Source organism: Vasconcelosia minhoensis LEGE 07310, assembly GCF_015207255.1.
GTDB lineage: Bacteria > Cyanobacteriota > Cyanobacteriia > Phormidesmidales > Phormidesmidaceae > Vasconcelosia > Vasconcelosia minhoensis.
In genome coordinates, this window is sequence record NZ_JADEXG010000035.1 from 30,539 (window position 1) to 51,705 (window position 21,167).

The 21,167-nt window shown below is 55.7% G+C and carries 20 protein-coding genes and 2 pseudogenes; 13 read left to right on the forward strand and 9 right to left on the reverse strand.

The annotated features are described in order from the left end of the window. Positions 1 to 16: 16 nt before the first annotated feature. The 4 genes from IQ241_RS14905 (at position 17) to IQ241_RS14920 (ending at position 4,231) form a co-directional block, all read left to right on the forward strand. Positions 17 to 1,357: an FtsW/RodA/SpoVE family cell cycle protein gene (locus tag IQ241_RS14905; protein WP_228021740.1), complete on the forward strand. Its 1,341-nt coding sequence runs from the start codon at positions 17 to 19 to the stop codon at positions 1,355 to 1,357. Between the two features lie 77 nt (positions 1,358 to 1,434). Beyond that, a complete protein-coding gene (locus tag IQ241_RS14910; protein ID WP_193908540.1) occupies positions 1,435 to 2,175 on the forward strand; it encodes a cytochrome c biogenesis protein CcdA in 741 nt (246 codons plus the stop codon). 100 nt (positions 2,176 to 2,275) lie between these two features. Next, the gene (locus IQ241_RS14915) at positions 2,276 to 3,655 is read left to right on the forward strand and encodes a cytochrome c biogenesis protein (RefSeq protein WP_193908542.1); all 1,380 of its coding nucleotides are present in this window, start codon (positions 2,276 to 2,278) and stop codon (positions 3,653 to 3,655) included. A gap of 36 nt (positions 3,656 to 3,691) precedes the next feature. After that, positions 3,692 to 4,231 carry a DUF421 domain-containing protein gene (locus tag IQ241_RS14920; protein WP_193908544.1) on the forward strand — a complete coding sequence of 180 codons (540 nt, stop codon included), beginning with the start codon at positions 3,692 to 3,694 and terminating at the stop codon, positions 4,229 to 4,231. A 24-nt stretch (positions 4,232 to 4,255) separates the two neighbouring features. Here IQ241_RS14920 and IQ241_RS14925 read toward each other — a convergent pair whose 3' ends face one another. Together IQ241_RS14925 and IQ241_RS14930 are read right to left on the reverse strand one after the other, a co-directional pair. Beyond that, positions 4,256 to 5,098: an anti-sigma factor domain-containing protein gene (locus IQ241_RS14925; RefSeq protein ID WP_193908546.1), complete on the reverse strand. Its 843-nt coding sequence runs from the start codon at positions 5,096 to 5,098 to the stop codon at positions 4,256 to 4,258. Beyond that, the gene (locus tag IQ241_RS14930; protein WP_193908548.1) at positions 5,098 to 5,664 is read right to left on the reverse strand and encodes a sigma-70 family RNA polymerase sigma factor; all 567 of its coding nucleotides are present in this window, start codon (positions 5,662 to 5,664) and stop codon (positions 5,098 to 5,100) included. Before IQ241_RS14930 ends, IQ241_RS14925 begins: the two co-directional genes overlap by 1 nt. 180 nt (positions 5,665 to 5,844) lie before the next feature. Here IQ241_RS14930 and IQ241_RS14935 point away from each other — a divergent pair, with 180 nt between their 5' ends. The 3 genes and pseudogenes from IQ241_RS14935 (at position 5,845) to IQ241_RS14945 (ending at position 8,103) form a co-directional block, all read left to right on the forward strand. Beyond that, positions 5,845 to 6,819, forward strand: coding sequence for an aldo/keto reductase (locus IQ241_RS14935; protein WP_193908550.1), 975 nt, complete (start codon positions 5,845 to 5,847; stop codon positions 6,817 to 6,819). Between the two features lie 14 nt (positions 6,820 to 6,833). Beyond that, positions 6,834 to 7,710: pseudogene (locus IQ241_RS14940) on the forward strand (DUF2887 domain-containing protein). A 141-nt stretch (positions 7,711 to 7,851) separates the two neighbouring features. After that, the gene (locus IQ241_RS14945; RefSeq protein ID WP_193908552.1) at positions 7,852 to 8,103 is read left to right on the forward strand and encodes a hypothetical protein; all 252 of its coding nucleotides are present in this window, start codon (positions 7,852 to 7,854) and stop codon (positions 8,101 to 8,103) included. A 14-nt stretch (positions 8,104 to 8,117) separates the two neighbouring features. Here IQ241_RS14945 and IQ241_RS14950 read toward each other — a convergent pair whose 3' ends face one another. Beyond that, a complete protein-coding gene (locus IQ241_RS14950; protein ID WP_193908554.1) occupies positions 8,118 to 9,524 on the reverse strand; it encodes a circularly permuted type 2 ATP-grasp protein in 1,407 nt (468 codons plus the stop codon). A gap of 116 nt (positions 9,525 to 9,640) precedes the next feature. On the opposite strand from IQ241_RS14950, the gene IQ241_RS14955 reads away from it, so the two are divergent. Further along, the gene (locus IQ241_RS14955; protein WP_193908556.1) at positions 9,641 to 9,967 is read left to right on the forward strand and encodes a YkvA family protein; all 327 of its coding nucleotides are present in this window, start codon (positions 9,641 to 9,643) and stop codon (positions 9,965 to 9,967) included. A 68-nt stretch (positions 9,968 to 10,035) separates the two neighbouring features. Further along, positions 10,036 to 10,617: a hypothetical protein gene (locus IQ241_RS14960; RefSeq protein WP_193908557.1), complete on the forward strand. Its 582-nt coding sequence runs from the start codon at positions 10,036 to 10,038 to the stop codon at positions 10,615 to 10,617. A 77-nt stretch (positions 10,618 to 10,694) separates the two neighbouring features. Here the strand turns inward: IQ241_RS14960 and IQ241_RS14965 are convergent, their stop codons facing one another. Both IQ241_RS14965 and IQ241_RS14970 read right to left on the reverse strand, forming a co-directional pair. Further along, the gene (locus tag IQ241_RS14965; RefSeq protein WP_193908560.1) at positions 10,695 to 11,612 is read right to left on the reverse strand and encodes an alpha/beta fold hydrolase; all 918 of its coding nucleotides are present in this window, start codon (positions 11,610 to 11,612) and stop codon (positions 10,695 to 10,697) included. Between the two features lie 80 nt (positions 11,613 to 11,692). Next, the gene (locus tag IQ241_RS14970) at positions 11,693 to 12,520 is read right to left on the reverse strand and encodes a DUF4058 family protein (protein ID WP_193908564.1); all 828 of its coding nucleotides are present in this window, start codon (positions 12,518 to 12,520) and stop codon (positions 11,693 to 11,695) included. Between the two features lie 391 nt (positions 12,521 to 12,911). Here IQ241_RS14970 and treS point away from each other — a divergent pair, with 391 nt between their 5' ends. Then, positions 12,912 to 16,307, forward strand: coding sequence for a maltose alpha-D-glucosyltransferase (treS, locus tag IQ241_RS14975; protein ID WP_193908565.1), 3,396 nt, complete (start codon positions 12,912 to 12,914; stop codon positions 16,305 to 16,307). 156 nt (positions 16,308 to 16,463) lie between these two features. Here the strand turns inward: treS and IQ241_RS14980 are convergent, their stop codons facing one another. Beyond that, positions 16,464 to 16,631 (reverse strand): NblA/ycf18 family protein, encoded by a 168-nt coding sequence (locus IQ241_RS14980; protein ID WP_193908566.1) that lies wholly within the window; start codon positions 16,629 to 16,631, stop codon positions 16,464 to 16,466. A 402-nt stretch (positions 16,632 to 17,033) separates the two neighbouring features. Then, a complete protein-coding gene (locus IQ241_RS14985) occupies positions 17,034 to 17,222 on the reverse strand; it encodes a CsbD family protein (protein WP_193908567.1) in 189 nt (62 codons plus the stop codon). Between the two features lie 326 nt (positions 17,223 to 17,548). Between IQ241_RS14985 and IQ241_RS14990 the strand changes: the two genes are divergently transcribed. After that, complete coding sequence (locus IQ241_RS14990) at positions 17,549 to 18,760, forward strand: permease (protein WP_193908568.1); 1,212 nt, start codon at positions 17,549 to 17,551, stop codon at positions 18,758 to 18,760. On the opposite strand, the gene IQ241_RS14995 is transcribed toward IQ241_RS14990, so the two are convergent. Both IQ241_RS14995 and IQ241_RS15000 read right to left on the reverse strand, forming a co-directional pair. Next, the gene (locus IQ241_RS14995) at positions 18,753 to 19,115 is read right to left on the reverse strand and encodes a peptidoglycan-binding domain-containing protein (RefSeq protein ID WP_193908574.1); all 363 of its coding nucleotides are present in this window, start codon (positions 19,113 to 19,115) and stop codon (positions 18,753 to 18,755) included. The two genes, IQ241_RS14990 and IQ241_RS14995, sit on opposite strands and share 8 nt — an antisense overlap. A 121-nt stretch (positions 19,116 to 19,236) precedes the next feature. Further along, complete coding sequence (locus tag IQ241_RS15000) at positions 19,237 to 19,590, reverse strand: hypothetical protein (RefSeq protein ID WP_193908576.1); 354 nt, start codon at positions 19,588 to 19,590, stop codon at positions 19,237 to 19,239. Positions 19,591 to 19,939: 349 nt separating this feature from the next. On the opposite strand from IQ241_RS15000, the gene IQ241_RS15005 reads away from it, so the two are divergent. Continuing rightward, positions 19,940 to 20,623 (forward strand): response regulator transcription factor, encoded by a 684-nt coding sequence (locus tag IQ241_RS15005; protein WP_193908578.1) that lies wholly within the window; start codon positions 19,940 to 19,942, stop codon positions 20,621 to 20,623. After that, a pseudogene (locus tag IQ241_RS15010) lies at positions 20,616 to 21,167 on the forward strand (sensor histidine kinase); the annotation flags it as partial. The gene IQ241_RS15005 and the pseudogene IQ241_RS15010, both read left to right, overlap by 8 nt.

Here is a 21,167-nt window from a genome sequence, read left to right on the forward strand (position 1 = left end):
CAAGTAGGGCTGACCTTTGAATCGTCTAAATCGTCGCTTTGCGGGTGCTGTTTCTTTCTTTTCTATTCAGGACTGGGCGTTAGAAGCTCGGCTGCTGCGCTGGCTGACGATGCTGTGGCTGTCAGTAGGTCTAGTCGTCCTGTTCTCAGCGTCTTATCCAGTTGCTAACGCTGAGACTGGAGACGGGGCTCGCTACTTCAAAATCCAGCTGCTCTATATTTTAGTGGGGCTGCTGCTGTCGCGGTGGGTCACCCGGCATCCGCTACGGCATCTAATCCGGCTATCGGGGATTGCCCTGCTGGTCTCTATGTCCATGATTCTGGCGACTCATATCCCCGGCTTAGGCGTCTCTGTCAACGGGGCGACGCGCTGGCTGCCGCTAGGGCCGTTTTTGCTCCAGCCGTCTGAGCTGATGAAGCCCTTTCTGGTGCTGCACGGAGCGCAGCTTTTTGGCCGCTGGCATCGGCTGTCGCTGCGGCGGCGGCTGTCCTGGCTGGGTATCTATGCGACGGGGCTGGCGCTGATTCTGACGCAGCCTAACTTGAGTACGACAGCGGTTTGTGGCACGACGCTTTGGCTGATTGCGCTGGCGGCGGGACTGCCCTACAGTCAGCTGCTGCTGACGGCCTTTAGCGGCCTGTTGGCAGCACTTATCAGCGTCAGCCTCAAGTCCTATCAGCGCGATCGCATTGTCTCTTTTCTCAATCCCTGGGCCGATGCTGACGGCAACGGCTATCAGCTGATCCAGAGTCTGCTGGCGGTGGGGTCCGGCGGCACCTGGGGCAGCGGCTATGGACTATCGCAGCAAAAGCTATTTTTTCTGCCGATTCAGTATACCGACTTTATCTTTTCGGTCTATGCCGAAGAATTTGGTTTTGTCGGCAGCGTCATGCTGCTGATCTTTCTGGCGGTCTACAGCACGGTGACGCTGGTGGTGGCGCTGCGAGCTAAACAGCCAATTCATCGCCTGGTTGCAATCGGCTGTATGGTGCTGCTGGTGGGGCAGTCGCTGGTCAACATTGGCGTGGCGATTGGGGCACTGCCGACGACCGGTCTGCCCTTTCCGCTGATGAGCTATGGCGGCAGCTCGATGATTGCCAGCCTGGTGACGGCGGGCATTTTGATCCGCGTCGCGCGCGAGTCAAAGGAGTCGGAAGTGATAAAGCTACCCCTGCTACTACCGCAGCGGTCTTCTTCCACATCCCCCACGACCTCTCCGGATTCGCCCTCAGCGGTATCGCCGAAGCTGTCCCCAGAGTCAGATTCATCTCCAGCACCGGCTCCAGCTGCCCGGCGCCGGCGCCGCCAGAAGCGATCCGAAGCCGCAACAGGCAAGCCCTCTCCGGTCCAGACCTAGGTCTCCTTTAAGGACAGTTAATGAGAGACGGTTAATCATTCGATACAATTGAATAGACCCAAAGCCCAAGGTAGCCCATGTGGGATCGGCTTCAGATCTTTCTCTACGACCTCAGTCAGAGTGCAAACGGTTGGGTAGAAGGTCAGCTAGGGCAGCTGTCGCCGATCAGCATCGGCGTGATTGCGCTAGCCGGGCTGCTGACCAGCCTCACCCCCTGTATGCTATCCATACTGCCGATTACGATTGGCTACATGGGCAGCTACGAGATTAAGGACCGCTGGCAGGCCGCCGGGCAGTCTATGTGGTTTGCCTTTGGCCTGGCGACGACGCTAGCCGGGCTGGGGATCGCCGCCAGCAGTCTGGGCTGGGTATATGGCCAGATTGGGATTGGGCTGCCAATTGTGGTGAGCGCGATCGCAATCCTCATGGGTCTGAACCTGCTGGAAGCATTGCCGCTGCCGCCGCTGCCCGCCTTCACCGATATTGATTTCTTACAGAACGATATTCCCCGCTCAATTAAGTCCTACCTGCTGGGCCTGACCTTTGGCCTGGTGGCTTCCCCCTGTAGCACGCCGGTCCTGGCAACGCTGCTGGCCTGGGTAGGGCAAAAAGGCGATCCTGTCCTAGGCAGCTCGCTGCTGCTGGCCTACGCGCTGGGCTATGTCGCGCCGCTGGTGGTGGCTGGCATTTTTACCGCGTCAATCAAACAATTTTTGTCGATTCGTAAATGGTCGGGGTGGATTTCGCCGGTGAGCGGAGTGCTGCTGATTGGGTTTGGGGTTTTCTCGCTGGTGTCGCGGCTGGGGGCGGTGGTTTAGGGTAGATGGGTGAAGGGTGGATGGGTAGGGGCATGGTCCCCATGCCCTCATAGGGTTAGGTGCGGAGGATTGGGTTGAAGAGGGTCTAAGTAGGTAAAGCATGGATGGGTTGACTGGGGTGAGGCGGTATTTTCGAAAGGATTTGGTGCCTTTGCTGGCAGATTTGCGGCTGGCGATTGTGCTGCTGCTTGCGATCGCGGTTTTTAGCGTTAGCGGTACCGTGATTGAGCAGGGGCAATCGCTGTCGTATTATCAGACCAACTATCCTGAGGAGCCTGCCCTGTTTGGCTTTCTCAGCTGGAAAGTGCTGCTGACGCTGGGGCTGGACCATGTTTACCGCACCTGGTGGTTTCTGTCGCTGCTGATTCTGTTTGGGGCTAGCCTGACCGCCTGCACCTTTACCCGCCAGATTACGGCGCTGCGCTGGTTTTCTCGCACCTGGAATTTCTATAGCAAACCGCGCCAGTTTGAGAAAATGGCCCTGAGTACGGAGCTGAGTCAGGGATCGCTCGACCAGCTCACGCCGCTATTGGAACAGCGCCGCTATCGGATTTTTCGGCGGGATGATTCGCTCTATGCGCATAAGGGGCTGGTCGGGCGGATTGGCCCGATTGTCGTCCATGCCAGTATGCTGCTGATTTTGCTGGGGGCGATGTGGGGGGCAATGACTGGCTTCTTTGCCCAGGAGATGGTGCCCAGCGGCCAGACCTTTCAGATTCGCAACATCTTTGACGCAGGACCCTGGGCAGCGGCACAGATTCCCAAGGACTGGTCCGTCCACGTCAATCGCTTCTGGATTGACTATACGCCCGAGGGCCGGATTGAACAGTTTTATTCTGACCTCTCCGTGCTCGACCGACAGGGCGAAGAAGTCAAACGCAAAACCATTTGGGTAAATCAGCCGCTGCGCTATGGTCGGGTGACGCTCTATCAGGCTGACTGGGCCGTTGCGGCGGTGCGGGTGCGGATCAACAATAGCCCAACTTTTCAGCTACCGATGGCTGAACTCGAAGCCCAGGGCGGCAGGCTCTGGGGCACCTGGGTGCCGACTAAGCCCGACCTGAGTGCAGGCGTTTCTCTAGTCGCTAGAGACTTGCAGGGAACGCTGCTGGTCTATGGCCAAACGGGGGAGCTGATCTCGACCGTGCGAGCAGGGATGGCGACTGAGGTCAATGGCGTCAACCTGATTGTCGAAGACTTAATCGGCAGCACCGGCCTGCAAATCAAGGCCGACCCGGGAATTCCGCTGGTCTATACCGGCTTCGGTTTACTCATGGTCGGCGTGATGATGAGCTATGTCTCACACTCCCAGGTCTGGGCGCTGCAGGTGGGCGAACGGCTCTATGTCGGCGGTCGAACCAATCGAGCCCAGGTCAGCTTTGAACGAGAATTCGTCGGCATCCTGGATCGGCTGACTGACGATACCGATGAGAGCCTGAAGTTAACTCCTCGGGAAGACGTGCCAGCCGTTGTTGACTGATAGAGTTCAAATCAACAAAGTTTTATTGGCACTAAAATGTTTTTTAATGGCTGGAACGCTCTGCTGCAAACGCTAGTAGTCGGCGTCATAGGTTACATCACCATCGTGGTCTTGCTGCGCGTCTCGGGCAAGCGAACGCTGTCTAAGTGGAATGCCTTTGACTTTGTCGTTACGATTGCCTACGGCTCTATCTTGGCTAGTATGCTGGTATCGGGTAGCGTTTCTGTACTCCAAGGAATTTTGGCGTTTGCTCTACTGACCTTGTTTCAATTTTCGATTACCTGGCTTGCGGTACAGTCAGACCAGTTTACTCGATGGATTAAGGCCGAACCGACTCTGCTGCTCTATCAGGGAAAATTTCAGTACGATGCACTCAGACGCGAGCGAGTAACCGAAGGCGAAGTCCTCGCTGCCCTGCGGGCTAACGGCAGTGCCCTGATCGATGACGTTGAAGCTGTCGTTTTAGAGACTGATGGCGGCTTCAGCGTGATTCAACAAGTTCCGGACGGCATAGCGACGGCGCTAAGCGATGTTAGGGGCTATCCGCATCGCGCAGCCGCCCAGAGACAAAGGTAAAACGCGAGCTTGAGATGCCTTTGACTAGCCAGCCGGAAGACTCTGCATCACTAAGGTGCCCCGGGGGCGGGGCGGCGCGTCCACGGACTCAGCCGTGATCAGAAACTGAGTGACCGCCGCTGGATCGGCTGCGGGCGGTAGGGGAATTTCCTGTGGCAGAAGGCGGCTATCGGCGTCGGTCTCAAACTGTCCGTAGAGCAGGGGGGGCTGGTCAGGGACGAGTCCCCAAATTCGATAGACCTGTCCTGCTGGCAGGGCGGGCAAATCCTGCACGGTCACAATCGTGGCCTGCTGCTCGGGCGCAATTGTAATACTGCCGCTGGCTTCAGCCCTATTCACCGTTCCGGCTAGGGTAAAGACTCGCGGCGGGGCTGGCGCAGTTGCGATCGCAATTTCCGCTTCTTCTAGCTGCTGCTCTAGACTAGCAATCACCTCCGCCGCTTCCTGCACCTGGTTCCGCAGTCGCAAATCGTCGATCAGCAATGCGATCAAAGCTGCCGCCGCTAGGCTGCCCAGCCCTAGCCACCAGCCCTTCTGCGGTGACGCAAGCGACTGAGAGGCAGGCTGCGCCGTGGCAGATGGCCGAACCGAAACCTCGGCAGTCGGCGGGGGAACAATCGACAGGCTAGGTGAGGCGTTTTCTTGAGGAGTGGCCCGGACCGCCGCCAAAAGGGACGCACGCAGCTCTGGCGGCGGCTCTACGGCGGGCGCCTGCTCAGAGGCAAAGGCAACCGTTTGCTGGAGTTCCTTGATTTCGTTCGTCAGTTCGGGGTGCGATCGCAAAATTTCCTCCCACTCCTGTCTTTCCTCAGCATCCAAATCGCCAAGGACATAGCCTGCCATCAGCTCATTCCAGCGTTCCACCATCACAGAAACTCCTGTAAATGACGGCGCAGCTTCAGCAGCCCCTGCCGCGAGCGGCTTTTCACCGTTCCCAGGGGAATGGCGAGCTGCTGGGCAATCTGAGACTGGCTGAGACCGTTGAAATAGGCCAGCTCCAGCACCTGGCGTTCGGCTTCGGGAATCTGCGTCAGCGCCTCAGTCATCGCCTGAGCCTGCTCTGAGCGAGATAGCCCCTCCAGCCCGTCGAGGGCAGGTATCGTCTGGTCATCGGTATCGGCTCGCTGCCAGCGCTGTCGAAACTTCCGCTGCCGCCCGTGGGTGCGCAGCCGGTCGATGGCGCGCGATCGCGTCAGCATCAGCAAAAAATTTTTAAATGTTCCCCTAGTCGGGTCGTAGGTGGAGCGATGCCACAAATTCAAAAATACGTCCTGGGTCAGATCGGCGGCCTCATCGGGGGAAGCCAGCACCCTCAGCGACATGCCATAGACCGAAGCCGCATAGCGATCGTACAGCTCGCCCAAAGCTTCCACATTCCCTGACTTGAGGGCGTTGAAAAGCTCAGTGTCTGATGGCAACGATCCGAGGGACATGTCTCTAGGCGATTGGGTCCGCGACTTGGGTCCGCCCGGCGGCAGCTGACCTCTTCAAAAAAATAGCTGATCGGTTAGCTGATCGATATAGGCAGTCAATCCAGCCTGCTAACGTCCGCAATTTTCAGCGGCTAGCCAACGCGATAAGGTGTTCCTAGTGACTTATCATACCATCCACCCATGCCATTCAATTTTGCATCGATGCCTATGGGCTGCGGCACCTGGGCCTGGGGCAACCGCCTGCTCTGGGGTTACGACTCCCAGATGGATGAGCAGCTTCAGGCCGTCTTCAACCGCTGCGTCAGCGCTGGCGTCACCCTTTTTGATACCGGCGATTCCTACGGCACTGGCAAATTAAAAGGCCGCAGCGAGCAGCTGCTAGGCCGATTTGCGCAGGACTACAGCGGCCCCAATCATGACCAAATCTGCATTGCGACGAAGCTGGCGGCCTACCCCTGGCGGCTAACCCGCGGGTCGATGGTCTCCGCCTGTCAGGCTTCGGCTGAGCGCATCGGCAGGCCGGTCGATTTAGCGCAGATGCACTGGTCTACGGCTAACTATGCGCCCTGGCAGGAAGGCCCGCTCTTAGACGGCCTGGCCGACCTCTACGAGCAGGGTCAGGTACAGGGCATCGGGCTGTCAAATTTTGGCCCAAAGCGGCTAAAGCTGGCTCACGAACGACTGGCTGAGCGGGGTATCCCGATCGCAACGCTCCAGGTTCAATATTCGCTGCTATCAACCTATCCAATCGCGGAACTTGAACTCAGGCCGCTGTGCGAGCAGCTGGGAATTCGGCTGATTGCCTACAGCCCCCTCTGTCTAGGACTGTTGACGGGCAAATACAGCGATCGGTCAGACTTACCGGGCGGTCTGCGGGGTCTGCTTTTTCGTTGGCTGCTGCCGGGCATTCAGCCGCTGCTAGACTGCCTCCAGGAAGTTGCCCAGTTTCGCAATAAAACACCGGCCCAGGTGGCCCTGAACTGGTGTATCTGCAAGGGCACAATGCCTATTCCCGGGGCAAAGACGCTCCAGCAGGCCGAGCAGAACCTGGGAGCCCTGGGCTGGCAGCTCAGCGAGGGTGAGTTGTTGGAACTCGATCGCGCCACCGCTCACTCAGATCGAGAAATGATCCAAAACATCTTCCAAACCCGCTAGCAGGCCACCGATTGATGCGGCGAGATTCCATCTTTTACCATCTGTTTCAACAGTCACCCGAACTACTGTTCGAGCTGTTGGACAATCCGCCAGCCAACGCTCAGGACTACCGATTTGATGCCGTTGCGGTCAAAGAACCCAGGTTCGAAATTGACGGCGTGTTCCTGCCGCCAGAGTCGGAGTCACCAGGCGTGGTCTATTTCTGCGTTGGCGTAGCCTGCCGAAGGCATAGTTCAGCTGCAAAAGGACGAGCAGCTGTATGAGCGGCTGTTTGGCGAATTGTTTCTGTATTTTTATCGCAACCGCGATCGCTTTAGCGACTGGCAAGCCGTAGTCATCTATCCCTCGCGAACAACCGAGCAGCGTCAGACCCATCCTTACCGCGCACTGCTGGAATGCGAGCAGATGAATCGAGTCTACCTGGATGAGCTAGGCGAGATTGACCAGCTGCCGCTAAACCTAGCGCTGATAGCGCTAACCATGATTGATGAAGCAGATGCGCCAGAGGCTGCCAGGAATCTGCTGGCCCGTTCTCAGCGAGAAAACCAGCCCCCACCGATGAATCGAGCCATAATGGATATGGTCACGACAATCATGGTGTACAAGTTTACCCATCTGAGTCAGCGAGAGGTTGAGGAAATGCTGGGAGTAAGGCTACAAGAAACTCGGGTATATCAAGAAGTTAGAGCAGAAGGTGAGGAGTTTGGTCGGCGGGATGAGGCAACATCGTTCGTCCTACGGTTGCTTACTCGTAAACTGGGCGAAGTTTCCGAAGCAGCGCAATCGCAGATCAACGACTTATCACTCCCTCAGCTAGAGTCTCTAGGAGAAGCATTACTAGATTTCACGAGCCCGGACGACCTGGCAACGTGGCTAGCAGCGCAGGAATAGCGAGTCATGAATGATTTGGATAAACCTAGTAAAGGCGCTGAGTTTCTTACTTCACAGGAGCAATAAGCGATAGATGCTGTGCATGAAATTAACGAAGTCGCCGTTTTTCAAAATTCAAACCAGTCTACGATGTGACTGATTATGCGAATTATTTCAGAGGACGAGTTCAGGTCAGAAGTGAAGCCTATTTTAGATAGTGTATTTGCGAGTTCCAATGAGTGGGGTGAAGTATTTACGACTAATATAGACCGCCAGAAGATTTTGTATCCCCTCGATGATTCGGATGATCTAAACGTAGAACTTTTAGAAGCGATCATAGTTGCAGCAATTCAAGCTGGAGACAAAGGATGCTATTTATCGGAAATTTGGAGACACCACAAACACAATGATTGAAGTGGACCCCAAAGCTAAGACCCTAGAATCCAGGTATCCTTGCTGCCACCGCCCTGGGTTGAATTCACAACCAGGCTACCTTCGGTCAGCGCCACGCGGGTGAGGCCGCCGGGGTGGACGTGGATGTCGTCTCCCTGATGCAGGATGTAGGGCCGGAGGTCGGTGTGACGGCCTGCTGGGCTGTCGTCAATAAAAGTGGGAATCTGCGATAGGTAGACAGTGGGCTGAGCCATATAGCCCCTGGGGTCTTGCTTAATCCGCTCGGCAAAATCGGCTCGTTCAGACTGGCTGGCGTTGGGGCCGACCAGCATTCCCTTGCCGCCTTCTTCGCTGGCAGACTTGACGACCAGCTGGTCGAGATGATCCAGCACGTAGGACCGGTCCGAGTCGCGCCAGCAGAGATAGGTGGGGACGTTCGGCAGCTTGGGCGATTCGTCTAGGTAGTAGCGAATCATGTCGGGGACGCAGGCATAGATTACCTTGTCGTCTGCGATGCCGGTGCCCATGGCGTTGGCTAGAGTCAGGCGGCCCTGCTGGCAGAGGTCGATAATGCCCTCCAGTCCCGAGTCGTAGCCGTCCAGGCTGATTCGGTTGATCAGCTGCGTATCGCCGCGACGGTAGATGATGTCGATTGGCTTCAGCCCCTGGGGCGTTTGGCGCTGGAGGCAACCGTCTACCAGGGTTAACGCTTCCGGTTCCACTAGAGCCGCGCCGGTCTGCTTGGCCAGCATGGCATGTTCAGAATAGGCCGACTCGTCTGGGCCGGGGGTGAGCACCGCGATCGCGCCATCCCCCAGCTGCCGCAGCGTCCGCTCCAAAACCTGACCGTAGGTCTCCACCGGCTCGATCTCATACTGCGCTAGCAGCCCGGGCAACACCCGCTGCATTGCCTGGCGGTTTTTGAGCACATAGGCAATCCCCGAAGGCACCCGCAGGTTGTCTTCCAGCACATGCCACTGACCTTCGCGATCGCGAATCAGATCCGTCCCGCTGATATGACACCAGATGCCCTTAGGCGGCTTCATCCCCATGCAGCCGGGCAAAAAACCCACCGCCGACTCCACGATTTCTCGCGGAATCACCCCATCCTTGACAATTTTCTGCTCACCATAGATATCGGCACAAAACTGATTGAGCGCCATCACCCGCTGCTTTAAACCCGCCGTCAGGGTTTCCCACACCGGGGCGGCAATCATTCGCGGCAGGATATCAAACGGCAGCACCCGCTCTTCACCGTCGAAGGTAAAGGTCGCCCCCAGCTCCTCCAGCACCTGCTGCGCTTTGGCCTGAGCCTGTAGGGCGGCTTCCGGCGGCTGTTCGCGAAACCACTGGAGCAAAGGCTCAACCACTGCCCGGGGCTGACCCGCCGCCGCAAAATACTCGTCGTAGAATTTCTGGGGGGCATAGGCATCAAAAAGCATCGGTTAACCCTATACGGTCGTTTCGGTGTAATTCTACGACATCCCTCAGGGGGAATCTACACCTGAAGTTTACAGAACCCTTTGACATAATCAAAATGTCAGCTCGAGAGAGAAAGATGAGAAAAACATTTTTGCTGCACCAGTTTCAGAATGCCTATCGCCAGGCCATTCGAAATTCTAAGTATCGGTGGTTAGTTGTGCTGGGAACGCTGCTGTACCTGGTCAGCCCCATCGACATCTCTCCAGACGTGATTCCCCTGATTGGTTGGGTAGATGATGGCCTGATAGCCACGCTGCTATTGACGGAAGTCAGCCAAATCGTGACCGAGTCACTCAAGTCTAAAAAAGGTTCGGCAGCGGCTTCTAGTGCTAGGACAACTCCCGAACAAGAAGCTGAACAGATTGGCCAAGTTATCGATGTAGAGGCTGTTTCAGTCGGCTAGTCGGAGAAACTTTTACCCGCCGCATCTCTATTAGCAACAAAATCTTAACCAACAACAGGAGACAGATCATGTCTAACTATCTAGAACAGGCACAGGCCGAACAGACCGAGCAGGTAGAAACTTCCGAGAACATGAAAAAGCTGAAGGAAGAAGCCGGTTTGCGGTCTCGCCGGATTGGCAAGATCCTTCGCACCGCTTTTACGGAGACGGCTGCCGAGCTCAAAGCGGGCACAACGGTGCTCAGTCCGGTAGCCAAAGAACTGACCAAAACAGCGGCAGAGAATATCAAGCAAACGAGTCAGGCTGCCGTCAGCGAAGTTAACCAGTCCTGGGTAGAAGAAGAGGCCTCCCAGGAAACGCCCGACCGAATTCAGGCGCTATTTCGAGCGATCGCGAGAATCTTCAAAGAGAGCTGGCTGCCCAAAGCGCAAACCCAGGCTAGCGGATTTGACGAGTCTTTGAAAGCACGCTATGGCGATCGCTATGGCGCGGTTAAGCAGCGGTGGAACGGCTTCAAAGCCTGGTATGCCAAGGCCGCAGAAAAAGAAATCAATTCGGTGAAGTCGGCCATGTCTAAACCGGCCACTGCTCAGCCGAGCGAGACGGCGATGACGGTAGATACCGCCGCTACCGAAATTGAGATTTCATAGTCCGCTGGGCTATGGGCTGTTAGTTCATGCCGTGGGGGATACGACTCGTATCCCCCACTTTTTTATGGGTTCTTCCGTCAGAATTCGCGTATCTCAGCTGACCCTAGTCCCTGTTCGGATAGCCAGTCCAAAATTAGCGCATTCACGACTTCGGGCCGCTCATCGTGGGGGCAGTGGCCCGTATTGTCGATGGTTTGAAACGTAACTGCGCGTTCCGGGTCGGCTGCCAACGCCTGGTAGAGGCCAGCCGCCGTGAGCGGTGTCCAGGGGTCGCGATCGCCCCAAAGTATCAGCAGCGGCTGTTGCACCTGGGGTAGCAGCTCGGCGGGCCGGGGGCCGGGGGGCGCAGTCAGCACTGAGGCAAACACCTGCTGCGCGCCGGGCTGGCTAGCGGGCTGGTAGAGCAGGTCCACCAGCTCTTCGGTAATCGCCTCACGGTTGGCATAGACCTGCCGCAGCGAGCCGCGAATTCTGCGCTTCTGCCGTACCTGGTTGAACAGGAACGGCCCGACGACTTTGGAACTCACCAGGCGAGAAAATAGTCCCATTACCGTTCGCATTGCCCCTGGCAAATCTTCTGGCCGATGGTTGAGGCTAGCCGCGCAGTTGAGCAAAACGCCGCCCGCAGCGGTTTCGGGAAAGTGGGCCAGGGTCATCAGCGTCATCAGCCCGCCGATCGAGTTGCCGACAAACACCGCAGGCTGCCGAATATGGGCCTGCCAAAAGTCGTGAATCAGCTGCTCCCACAGCTCCATGGCGTAGTCAATCGCGGGCTTATCTGAATCGCCAAAGCCCAGCAGGTCTAACGCATAGACGCGGTATCCCGCCGCCGCCAGGATGGGAATATTTTTGCGCCAGTGGCCCAGCGCAGCGCCAAAGCCGTGGAGCAAGACCAGCGGCTGTCCCTGTCCCTGGACGGCATAGCGGATGCTGTAGCCGCGCCAGGTCCAGGTTTGCTTTTCGATGGCGCTGGGCAGCGTCAGTTGAACGGTCATTCCAAGTCGTCCCAAGTCGTCTATGAGCGGATTATTCCATCATAGAAGTTTTCCGCTGGGATCGGGCACTAGGGACTGGTTTAAGTTCTGCACCCGGACTGCTGAAGGAAGCTGTCTAGCCAGCTATTAGAGTCCGGCGGCAGCGGCGGCAGGGGATCGCGCTGATAGTCGATTTGGCTATCGAAGCTGGCGCGATCGCACACCCGGTCGAGCAGCTGCTTTAGATCTATCTCGATACTGCCATCGGTTCCTTGCAGCGGCAGCGGAAATACTGGAATAGGCTCCTGCACATCCCAGGTATACAGAGCTGCCTTGGGACGCTGTTCGCTGCGGCTAACCAGAATGCGGTAATCGCTATCGCCGTAAGGATTGTAAATGACCGTTGGCTCCCAGCTGCGCAGCAGATCGATTTCAACCAGGTGCGTCGAGCTGGCAATGATCGCCTCACGGTAATGTTCGTAGACCTGTCGGCCCCGCCCCGCTCGTTTTTTGGCCGGAGACAGTATCTCTACCCGCGTTACCGGGTTCTGGGTGTTTAGATCAACGATCTCCAGAGACAATTCTGCCACTTCTTGAGGCACGGGTACCAGCACATCGATGGGTTGAAAAGGCCGCTCCGGTTGGGAACATTCCACCGCGGGGAGACCGTCATAGTAGCTATCGTCTGTAGCAGGACTATCGAGTGCAGCAGTGTCAGGGCGGCGGACTGACACTGCTTCGACAATGCCTACCATCAGGGCATCTTCACCGCTGACTCGATAGTTTTGAGATTTGATCACCACCTGATATGGCTCAAGCAGCTTTCTGCGTAGGTCTTCAGCCAGCGCATAGATAAGTTCCTGGTGCAGCTCGTGCCACCGGTCAGGATGCTCTAAATAGGGATTCATACCAGGAAAAGCAGCGGGCATCGCAGCGCCTATCGTGAAATTTTTATCTGCCAATGACTCTATGCGCATACTGAGGCCCATACTGAAACGGGCAGGTATCAAAACTATCCTTTCCCTATTAAAGCCCAGGATTGAATAAACTCAGTAGGGCAGCTGGGCAAGCTTTTTGAGGATTTAACACGAGCTTTAAACAAGCGCCTGCTGGCTTCAAAGTGGGCGACCTTGTCAACTTTCAGTGAATTAAGCGCTCAGGAAAAACTAAAAAGCGGCTATTGACTTGAGCAGCCCCAGCGGCAAATCCGATAAAAACTCCAAAAACCGGGCGGCTTTGCGGCAACTATATAGTCCAGGCCATAGAAAATAGTAGGATTTTCAGCTATTTTGAAATCGGAAAACACGTCCCAACGACAGAATGACCCTTAAAAATGATCCGCTCTGGTTCAAAAATGCCATCATCTATGAAGTACCTGTTCGGGCCTTTGCCGACAGTAACGGCGACGGTATCGGCGACTTTCGCGGCCTGGCTAACCGCTTAGACTATCTGCAAGAGCTGGGCGTGACGGCCGTTTGGGTACTGCCCTTCTTCCCTTCACCGCTGCGTGATGATGGCTACGACATTGCCGACTATACCGACGTCAACCCGATCTACGGCACCCTGGAAAACTTCAAAGATTTTCTAGCGGCGGCGCATCAGCGCGATATTCGGGTGATTATTGAGCTGATCGTCAATCATACCTCTGACCAGCATCCCTGGTTCCAGCGGGCCCGGCGTGCACCCAAAGGCAGCTCCGAGCGAGATTTCTATGTCTGGAGCGATACACCCGAGAAATATCAGGAAGCGCGGATTATCTTCCAGGATTTTGAAACCTCTAACTGGACCTGGGACGGGGTTGCTAAGGCCTACTACTGGCATCGCTTTTATGGCCATCAGCCCGACCTGAACTACGACAACCCAGCGGTGCAGCAGGCGGTTTTCGAGGTGCTCGACTTCTGGCTGGAGATGGGCGTAGACGGCCTGCGGATGGATGCGGTGCCTTACCTGTACGAGCGCGAGGGCACGAGCTGCGAAAATCTGCCGGAGACCCACGCCTTTCTCAAAAAGATGCGTCGGTACGTGGACGAGCGCTATGCGGACCGGATGCTGCTAGCCGAGGCCAATCAGTGGCCCGAAGATGCTGCTGCCTACTACGGCGACGGCGATGAATGCCACATGAATTTCCACTTTCCGCTGATGCCGCGCCTGTTTATGGCCCTGCGGATGGAGGATACTTTTCCGATCAGCGACATTTTGCAGCAGACCCCAACGATTCCCGACAACTGTCAGTGGGGCCTGTTTTTACGCAACCACGACGAGCTGACCCTGGAAATGGTGACGGATGAAGACCGGGACTACATGTACCGGGTCTATGCCCAGGATCCCGAAATGCGGCTAAACTTGGGAATCCGGCGGCGGCTAGCCCCGCTGCTGGAAAACGATCGGCGACAGATCGAGCTGCTGAACAGCCTGCTGCTCTCGCTGCCGGGAACGCCGGTGCTCTACTACGGCGATGAGATCGGCATGGGCGACAATGTCTATATTGGCGATCGCAACGGCGTCCGCACCCCGATGCAGTGGAGCCCTGACCGCAATGCGGGCTTCAGCCAGGCCAACCCCCACAAGCTCTACCTGCCGCTGATTGTCGATTCGGAATACCACTACAACACGATCAATATCGAAACTCAGCGGTCGATTCCCAGCTCGCTGCTGAACTCGACCAAGCGGCTGATTGCGACTCGCAAGCGACATCGGGCCTTGGGCTCTGGCGATTTTCACATCCTCCATCCCGACAATCGCAAAGTGCTGGCCTTTACCCGCAGCTTCGAGGATGAGGACATTCTGGTAGTGGCTAACCTTTCCCGCTTTGCCCAGACGGTCGAGCTAGACCTAGAGCCGTTCGAAGGTCGGGTGCCAATTGAAATCTTTGGCCGGTCCGAATTTCCCGCCGTCGGCGAAGACCAGCCCTATTTTCTCAGCATTGGCCCCTATGCGTTCTACTGGTTCACACTGAAGCCACAGCCGAGTGCGCAGCAGCCCCAGCCGCTGGTCGAAATTCCCACCCTCAGCCTCAGCGGCAGCTGGACAGCGCTGCTCCAGCAGCCCCGTGCCCGGGAAGCGCTAGAAACGCTGCTGCCGAGCTACCTGACTCGCAACGACATGCTCAACGGCAAGAGTCGGGCCGTGCAGTCGGCTCAGATTACGGAAGCGATCGCGCTTCCTTATCCCACCGGCGAAGCCCAGCTGCTGTATCTGCGGCTGAGCTACATCCAGGGCGATCCCGAAACCTACATGCTGCTGCTGGACTACACCGCCGGTGAGCTGGCCCTGCGGCTGCTAGCAGACAAGCCCCAAGCGGTCTTTGCCCGGGTGCGAACCGCCGGCAGCGACGAGGTTGCCGTGCTCTATAGTGCGTTAGCGAACGAGGATTTTCTCGCGTCCCTGCTGAACACCATCGCTCAGAATGGAGCTTATAAGGGTATGGCTGGCCAGCTGACTGCCCAGGCAACCGAGCTCTTCGAGCAGCTGGGCGGCCATTCAGGCGAGGTCGAAGCGACCCTGGTGGACGGCGACTATCAGAATATATCGATTATTTATTCAGACAGCGCTAAAGACAGCGGTGACTCCCAGCTCATCCTCAAGCTGTTCCGTCGGGTTGAGGCCGGGATTAACCCTGACTTAGAGATTCGGCGGTTTCTAGACCAGCATCAGTACACCGACAACATCACCTCCATCGCCGGATATCTGGACTACCGCCAGGCTAAGTCAGAGCCGACGACGGTTGGCATCCTGCAGGAGTACATCCCCGATGTTCAGAATGCTTGGAAGTATACCCTAGACAGTCTGCGGAACTTCTTTGACCAGATCGCCATTCAGCAGAATGAGGGCAAAGTGCCGATTCCTGAGGGGGCTTTACTAGCGCTCCAGACTGCCTTTGATGAACCAGAGCCGAACGACGAGGCTCGGCGCTTTGCCTCCCGCACCATTGGGACTTACCTCGCCAATATTCAGCTCTTGGGTCAGCGCACGGCAGAGCTGCATCGGGTTCTAGCATCAGACACAAGCAACCCCAACTTTTCCCCAGAGCCGTTTAATTCGTTCTATCAGCGCTCAATCTACCAGTACGATCGCAACCTGGTGGGGCAGGTCTTTCTTAAGCTTAAGGAGCAGTATCGCAGCCTGCCCGCCGATGCCCAGCCCCTGGCCAAAATGCTGCTCCAGCAGCAGCAAGTCTACTTAGAACGCTTTCGGCGCATCCTAGACCAGCGAATTACCGCGCTGCGCACTCGCTACCATGGCGACTATCACCTAGGGCAGGTGCTGTATACCGGTAAGGATTTCATTTTGATTGACTTTGAAGGCGAGGCCAGCCTGACCGTCAACGAGCGGCGAATGAAGCGATCGCCCCTGCGCGACGTAGCCGGGCTGCTACAATCTCTCCACTACGCGGTCAGCTATGCCTTTGAAAATGAGGTCGAAAGCGGCATCATCCATCCCGAGCAGGCTACTCGGATGGCCCAGTGGGGCCAGTTTTGGGAGCGCTGGGTGAGTGCAGGATTTCTCCATGCCTACCTGGAAACTGCTAGCCAGTCTGCTTTTCTCCCGCCGCATCAGTCTGAGCTGCAAATCCTGCTAGATAACTATTTGCTGGCTCAGGCCATCGATGGCCTCAATACCGAACTGACCCGCCGTCCGGATCAGGTGAAGTTTGCACTTCAGCATGTGCTGCAGTTTGTAGACGCGAAGCCGGTAGTAGTGCCCCTGGGCAGCTAGGCAGGCTCAAATCTCTGATAAATCATCAGATAAATCAATGGGCCTAAATCAAGGGGCCACAGTGCTTGGAAGGTGAACAATACGCTCTCAGCACTGTGGCCCATTTTTCAGCTGCTATAGAATTCAGTCCCCAAATTTAGAGTTCTGCCTTCAGGACTAGGCGTTCTTCAGCAAATGCTTAACCAGATTGTCCTTCACCATCATCTGACGCATAACTTCAACGACATACTCCTGAGCCTGCTCTACGCTCAGGACTTTGACCTGGTCGCGCAGGACCTGCAGCTTGAATTCCTGCTCAAGGGTTAGCTTTCCGGGCATATCCATGATGTCCTCTCCTTTAGATGTAACAGTTCACTTAAATCGTCAGCGTTGCAATGGGCATACCGCTGAAAACGTCAAACATATAAACTCAATTGTAATAAATTTTAACTGCGGCCTTCCGGTTTGTCAACTTGTCAAGCGTTAATTAATCAAAGTAACAAAAGTTAACATAAAAACGGTTAGCCATGTACATTCCCGTTGAAATATTCATGCTGGTCCCTAGAGAATACCCAATAGGTATGAATACTCATAATTTAAACGATTCGGCTATGGCTGCCCTATGTCTTGAGGGATACTTTTGCACCTGCGCTAGCGGGGCGGTATATGCCAAAAAGCAGAGGGCTGACTCATTGAGTCAGCCCTCTGCTTTTTCAGCTTTCTAGCTGAGTTCTCTCGTTTCGAGCGCTATGCCTGGTCGATGCCCTTCTTCAGCTCGTCTTTTACATCTTCGGCAGCATGCTGGACTTCGGCTTCAGCCTGTTTAGCTTGCCCCTCAGCCTTATCTTTCGGATCGCCGGTTACTTCACCAACCGCTTCCTGCACCTTGCCTTCAATGTTTTTAGCGGTTGCGTCTACTCTGTCGTCTAATCCCATGACCATCACCTCAAAATGTTCATAGCCTACAGTAACCAGTATACTTTCGAGCTACCGAGGCTGCACGCTTTATGAAGGCTGCTGACCAATAATTCAAGGTTTCGTAACTCACCGTTAGCTAATTTCTCGCTGAGGGTATGGGCTGGAGCCACAGTCTGCACATAAAAGTGAAATGGGGATGAAAAGGACGTCTCTCAATGGCTACATTATTTAGATATTTCCCTAGTCAGATGCTGAGGCTCGTATAGCTTCCTATGGTGATTCTGTCTTTCTGCCCAAACCTTCTTGTCTAGTCTACGGCTGACGATAACCTCACAGGAATAAACATGGACTTCTTGCAGACCTACAGCGAAGCGGCGCTGACCTCTCTAGGATACTTTTGGAAAGCGCTTTGGGCTTTTGTGCTGGGGTACATCGTCAGCAGCATGATTCAGGTATTTGTCACCCGCGATCGCATGCAGAAAGCCATGGGTGAGGCGGGTAAAGGCAGTGTCGCCTTGGGAACATTCTTTGGCTTTATTTCAAGCTCCTGTAGCTTTGCGGCGCTGTCTACAACCAAGTCGCTGTTCAAAAAGGGGGCTGGGTTTATTCCCGCGATCGCGTTCCTGCTGGCGTCTACCAATCTGGTGATTGAGCTAGGCATCATTATTGCGGTATTTCTGGGCTGGCAGTTTGTCGTGGGCGAGTATGTCGGCGGCGTCCTACTGATTTTGTTCGCTTGGCTGTTTGTCAAAGCAACCCGGCCCAGAAATCTGATTCGGCAAGCGCGTAAACGTTTACGCGAGGAAGAGGGAGAAAACCAGAGTGACGGCAGCGATACGGACTGGAAGGAGAAAATCCAGAGCAAGGAAGGCTGGCAGCAGGTAGCCCAGAAGTATTTTATGGAATGGGGAATGGTTTGGAAGGACGTCACCGTCGGGTTTACTATCGCGGGAATTATCTCGGCCTTTGTACCCCAAGCTTTTTTCCAAACGCTCTTCATTGGAGCAGGTGAGGGAAACAATCCTAGCTTTCTAGCGCTGTTAGAAAATATTGTCGTCGGCCCCGTTGCAGCCTTCTTTACCTTTATCGGCTCAATGGGCAATATTCCGCTGGCGGCAGTACTCTACGGCAACGGCGTCAGCTTTGCTGGCGTAATGGCCTTCATTTTTAGCGACCTGGTGGTTTTTCCCGTCATTCGGGTGAATGCGAAATACTATGGCTGGAAAATGGCCCTTTATATTTTGGCTTTGCTGTTTGCTTCGCTCATCGCGACCTCCCTTGTTTTACACTATGGATTCTCTCTATTAGGGCTGCTGCCCCAGAGTGCCAGCGGCGGCGGCCAGAGCGATCGCTTTGCCATTGATTACACCTTCTTTCTCAACCTCGCCTTTCTAGCCCTGAGCGGTGTTCTAGCCTGGCTACGCTTTGGGGGTGAAAGCGAGAGCCATCATCACCATGGGGGTGGGCAAAGCGTAATTGAGACAGTTCTATTTTGGCTGGCAATCGTGGCATACGTCTGGCTAGCAGGCGGGCTGATTGTTTCTTTCATCAATTAATCGGTAGCCCACTGCTTGAGTAAATTAGCGCCTGCCAGGTCGCAATCCCAACGATACCGTCGCGAGGTAGCCCAAAATAGGACTGAAACTCCCCTACCGCCTGCTGCGACTCGATACCATACTGACCATCGACTTCTCCGTTATAAAACCCTGCTGCCAATAGAGTTTGTTGCACATCGGCAACGGGTTGGCCAGAGCTGCCGGGTTTGAGCGTGGGAACCGCGTCTGTTGCCACGTCGGCACTGAGCCCGCGGTCCGACCGCGGGCGGGCTATTGCGTAGCCGGGTGAGGATATCATCAGGAGCGCTGCCGTGGCGATCGCGGATTCAACTAAGCCGTCTTTAACCAAAACCATAGAGCAAACCCTTGAAACAATAAGTCGATCCTCAAGAGCGATAGGGATAGGTTTGGGTAGCTACCGCTCTTGAGGGTATGAGCCTTGTGAGAACGAACAAACAGGCGGGCTTTAAGCCAAACTAATTTTGAAAGATTGGGTCATGTAGGTTGCGTAGGTGAAACGCTTTATAGCGTTTCTGTGCCAGATGAGCCAGGGCGATTTCGCCGATTCCCTGATGCACCAGCTCTCGAATCTTTGCCTGTTGCGAACCGATCAGAAGCTGCTCCCGTTCTGGGGATAGCGGCCGCTGTAGGATGATATAGACGCCGTGTGTGCGCTGGAGAACATACTTAACCAGCCGCTGTCTGAGCGGCTCCGATGAGAACAGATAGCGATAAGGGTAGTAGGGACGATTTGCTAATGCCGTCTCGATCTCGTCAGTCGTCACCTGTTCAGTTAGATTGATAACTTCGCGATCGCTTGCCGCACGCATGTTGTTCTCATCTACTTTCTCGACATGCGGTTGAGTGGAGCAAGGGATACCCGCTAACATATGGGTCAGATCCTGCTTTAGCATCTGCATTAACTCCGGATAGAAACAGTTCAATGGTCTTAAGCTAACGAGCAAAAGTAAAAAACTTGGAAAGGGGTCAATATCAAAGACGATAGAAATACCTAAACCTCCCTAAGAAAAAAGGGTTTAGCGTTATTGAGTCGCTCCCATTCGCATTGTTTCCATTGCTGAAATCTCACTTTGGGCTACCCTATGGGAGATTAACCCCAACCCTTCGATATCATCGAACCCAAACGCTGTCTAATCTCTCCAGAGGCCAGCCGCTGCCATGAGACTTTTGATCGTCGAGGACGACGAGCGTATCGCCGATGCGCTGCTAGAAGATCTGACCGATCAGCACCATACCGTCGATGTAGTCTATGATGGCAGGGACGGCTGGGACTATGCGGCAACGGGCTGTTACGACCTGATTTTGCTCGATCTGATGCTGCCGCAGATGGATGGGATTGAGCTCTGCCAGCGGCTGCGGCGGGCGGGCGACCAGACCCCCATTCTGATGCTGACGGCCCGGGATACGATTAGCGATCGCGTCCTAGGGCTGGACGCCGGGGCCGACGACTATCTCGTTAAACCCTTTCACCTCCAGGAACTGGCGGCACGAGTGCGAGCGCTGCTGCGGCGCGGCGACCTAAGTACGCCACCGATTCTCTGCTGGGCAGAGCTGCGCCTCGACCCCAGCTGCTGTGAGGTCACCTATCGGCAGCAGCCGATTGAACTGAGCCCGAAAGAATACAGCCTGCTCGAATTTTTTCTGCGCCACAGCCGTCAGGTCTTTAGCCGGGGACAGCTGCTAGAGCGGCTGTGGGCCTTTGACAATATGCCGGATGAATCTACCGTCAAGGTGCATGTCCAGAGCCTTCGTCAGAAGCTGAGCGCGGCGGGCGCGCCTAAGGATTTAATTGAGACCGTCTACGGCCTGGGCTATCGGCTCAAGCAGCTCGAAAATGCGTAAAAAGTTAGAAAGCGGTTCGAAAGATTCCATCTTCAGCGGTCTGCGCTGGCAGCTGCTGGGCTACCAGCTCTCGGTGATGGCGACGATTTTAGCCCTGGCAGGGCTGGGGGTGTACCTCTTCTTTTGGCGCAGCCTCTACCGTCAGCTCGACGACAAGCTGCTGACCTTGGCCCAGTCGGCCACACTCGCTGTAGGCGAAGTTGAAGCGGCGGGCGAAGTCTATCTCAACCAGCTTGATGAAGTTCCCTGGCGGGATATTTTTAACCGCGATCGCCAGAGCCTGGAGTGGTTTGATGCCCAAGGTGAGCTTTTGGCCAAGCGCGGTTCGATTAGCCTCAGCGCCCCACCCCAGGTCGGCTCAGCCACCCTGCAAGCGGCCCAGCCGATTCGCACCCTGACCATTGCCGTGTTTGAAGACGACCCCGATGCGCCGACCAAGGCCTTCAGAGGCTATGTCCGAGCTAGCCAGAGCACTCAAGACCTGAGGGAGACCCAGGAACAGCTTCAGCAGGGGCTACTGCTGGGGGGCAGTCTGGCCCTGGGG

Coding starts and splice junctions, on each gene's coding strand:
- IQ241_RS14910 (WP_193908540.1), top strand. CDS start 1,435: ATGTGGGATCGGCTTCAGATCTTTCTCTACGACCTCAGTCAGAGTGCA.
- IQ241_RS14915 (WP_193908542.1), top strand. CDS start 2,276: ATGGATGGGTTGACTGGGGTGAGGCGGTATTTTCGAAAGGATTTGGTG.
- IQ241_RS14920 (WP_193908544.1), top strand. CDS start 3,692: ATGTTTTTTAATGGCTGGAACGCTCTGCTGCAAACGCTAGTAGTCGGC.
- IQ241_RS14925 (WP_193908546.1), bottom strand. CDS start 5,098: ATGGTGGAACGCTGGAATGAGCTGATGGCAGGCTATGTCCTTGGCGAT.
- IQ241_RS14930 (WP_193908548.1), bottom strand. CDS start 5,664: ATGTCCCTCGGATCGTTGCCATCAGACACTGAGCTTTTCAACGCCCTC.
- IQ241_RS14935 (WP_193908550.1), top strand. CDS start 5,845: ATGCCATTCAATTTTGCATCGATGCCTATGGGCTGCGGCACCTGGGCC.
- IQ241_RS14945 (WP_193908552.1), top strand. CDS start 7,852: ATGCGAATTATTTCAGAGGACGAGTTCAGGTCAGAAGTGAAGCCTATT.
- IQ241_RS14950 (WP_193908554.1), bottom strand. CDS start 9,524: ATGCTTTTTGATGCCTATGCCCCCCAGAAATTCTACGACGAGTATTTT.
- IQ241_RS14955 (WP_193908556.1), top strand. CDS start 9,641: ATGAGAAAAACATTTTTGCTGCACCAGTTTCAGAATGCCTATCGCCAG.
- IQ241_RS14960 (WP_193908557.1), top strand. CDS start 10,036: ATGTCTAACTATCTAGAACAGGCACAGGCCGAACAGACCGAGCAGGTA.
- IQ241_RS14965 (WP_193908560.1), bottom strand. CDS start 11,612: ATGACCGTTCAACTGACGCTGCCCAGCGCCATCGAAAAGCAAACCTGG.
- IQ241_RS14970 (WP_193908564.1), bottom strand. CDS start 12,520: ATGCCCGCTGCTTTTCCTGGTATGAATCCCTATTTAGAGCATCCTGAC.
- treS (WP_193908565.1), top strand. CDS start 12,912: ATGACCCTTAAAAATGATCCGCTCTGGTTCAAAAATGCCATCATCTAT.
- IQ241_RS14980 (WP_193908566.1), bottom strand. CDS start 16,631: ATGGATATGCCCGGAAAGCTAACCCTTGAGCAGGAATTCAAGCTGCAG.
- IQ241_RS14985 (WP_193908567.1), bottom strand. CDS start 17,222: ATGGGATTAGACGACAGAGTAGACGCAACCGCTAAAAACATTGAAGGC.
- IQ241_RS14990 (WP_193908568.1), top strand. CDS start 17,549: ATGGACTTCTTGCAGACCTACAGCGAAGCGGCGCTGACCTCTCTAGGA.
- IQ241_RS14995 (WP_193908574.1), bottom strand. CDS start 19,115: ATGGTTTTGGTTAAAGACGGCTTAGTTGAATCCGCGATCGCCACGGCA.
- IQ241_RS15000 (WP_193908576.1), bottom strand. CDS start 19,590: ATGCGTGCGGCAAGCGATCGCGAAGTTATCAATCTAACTGAACAGGTG.
- IQ241_RS15005 (WP_193908578.1), top strand. CDS start 19,940: ATGAGACTTTTGATCGTCGAGGACGACGAGCGTATCGCCGATGCGCTG.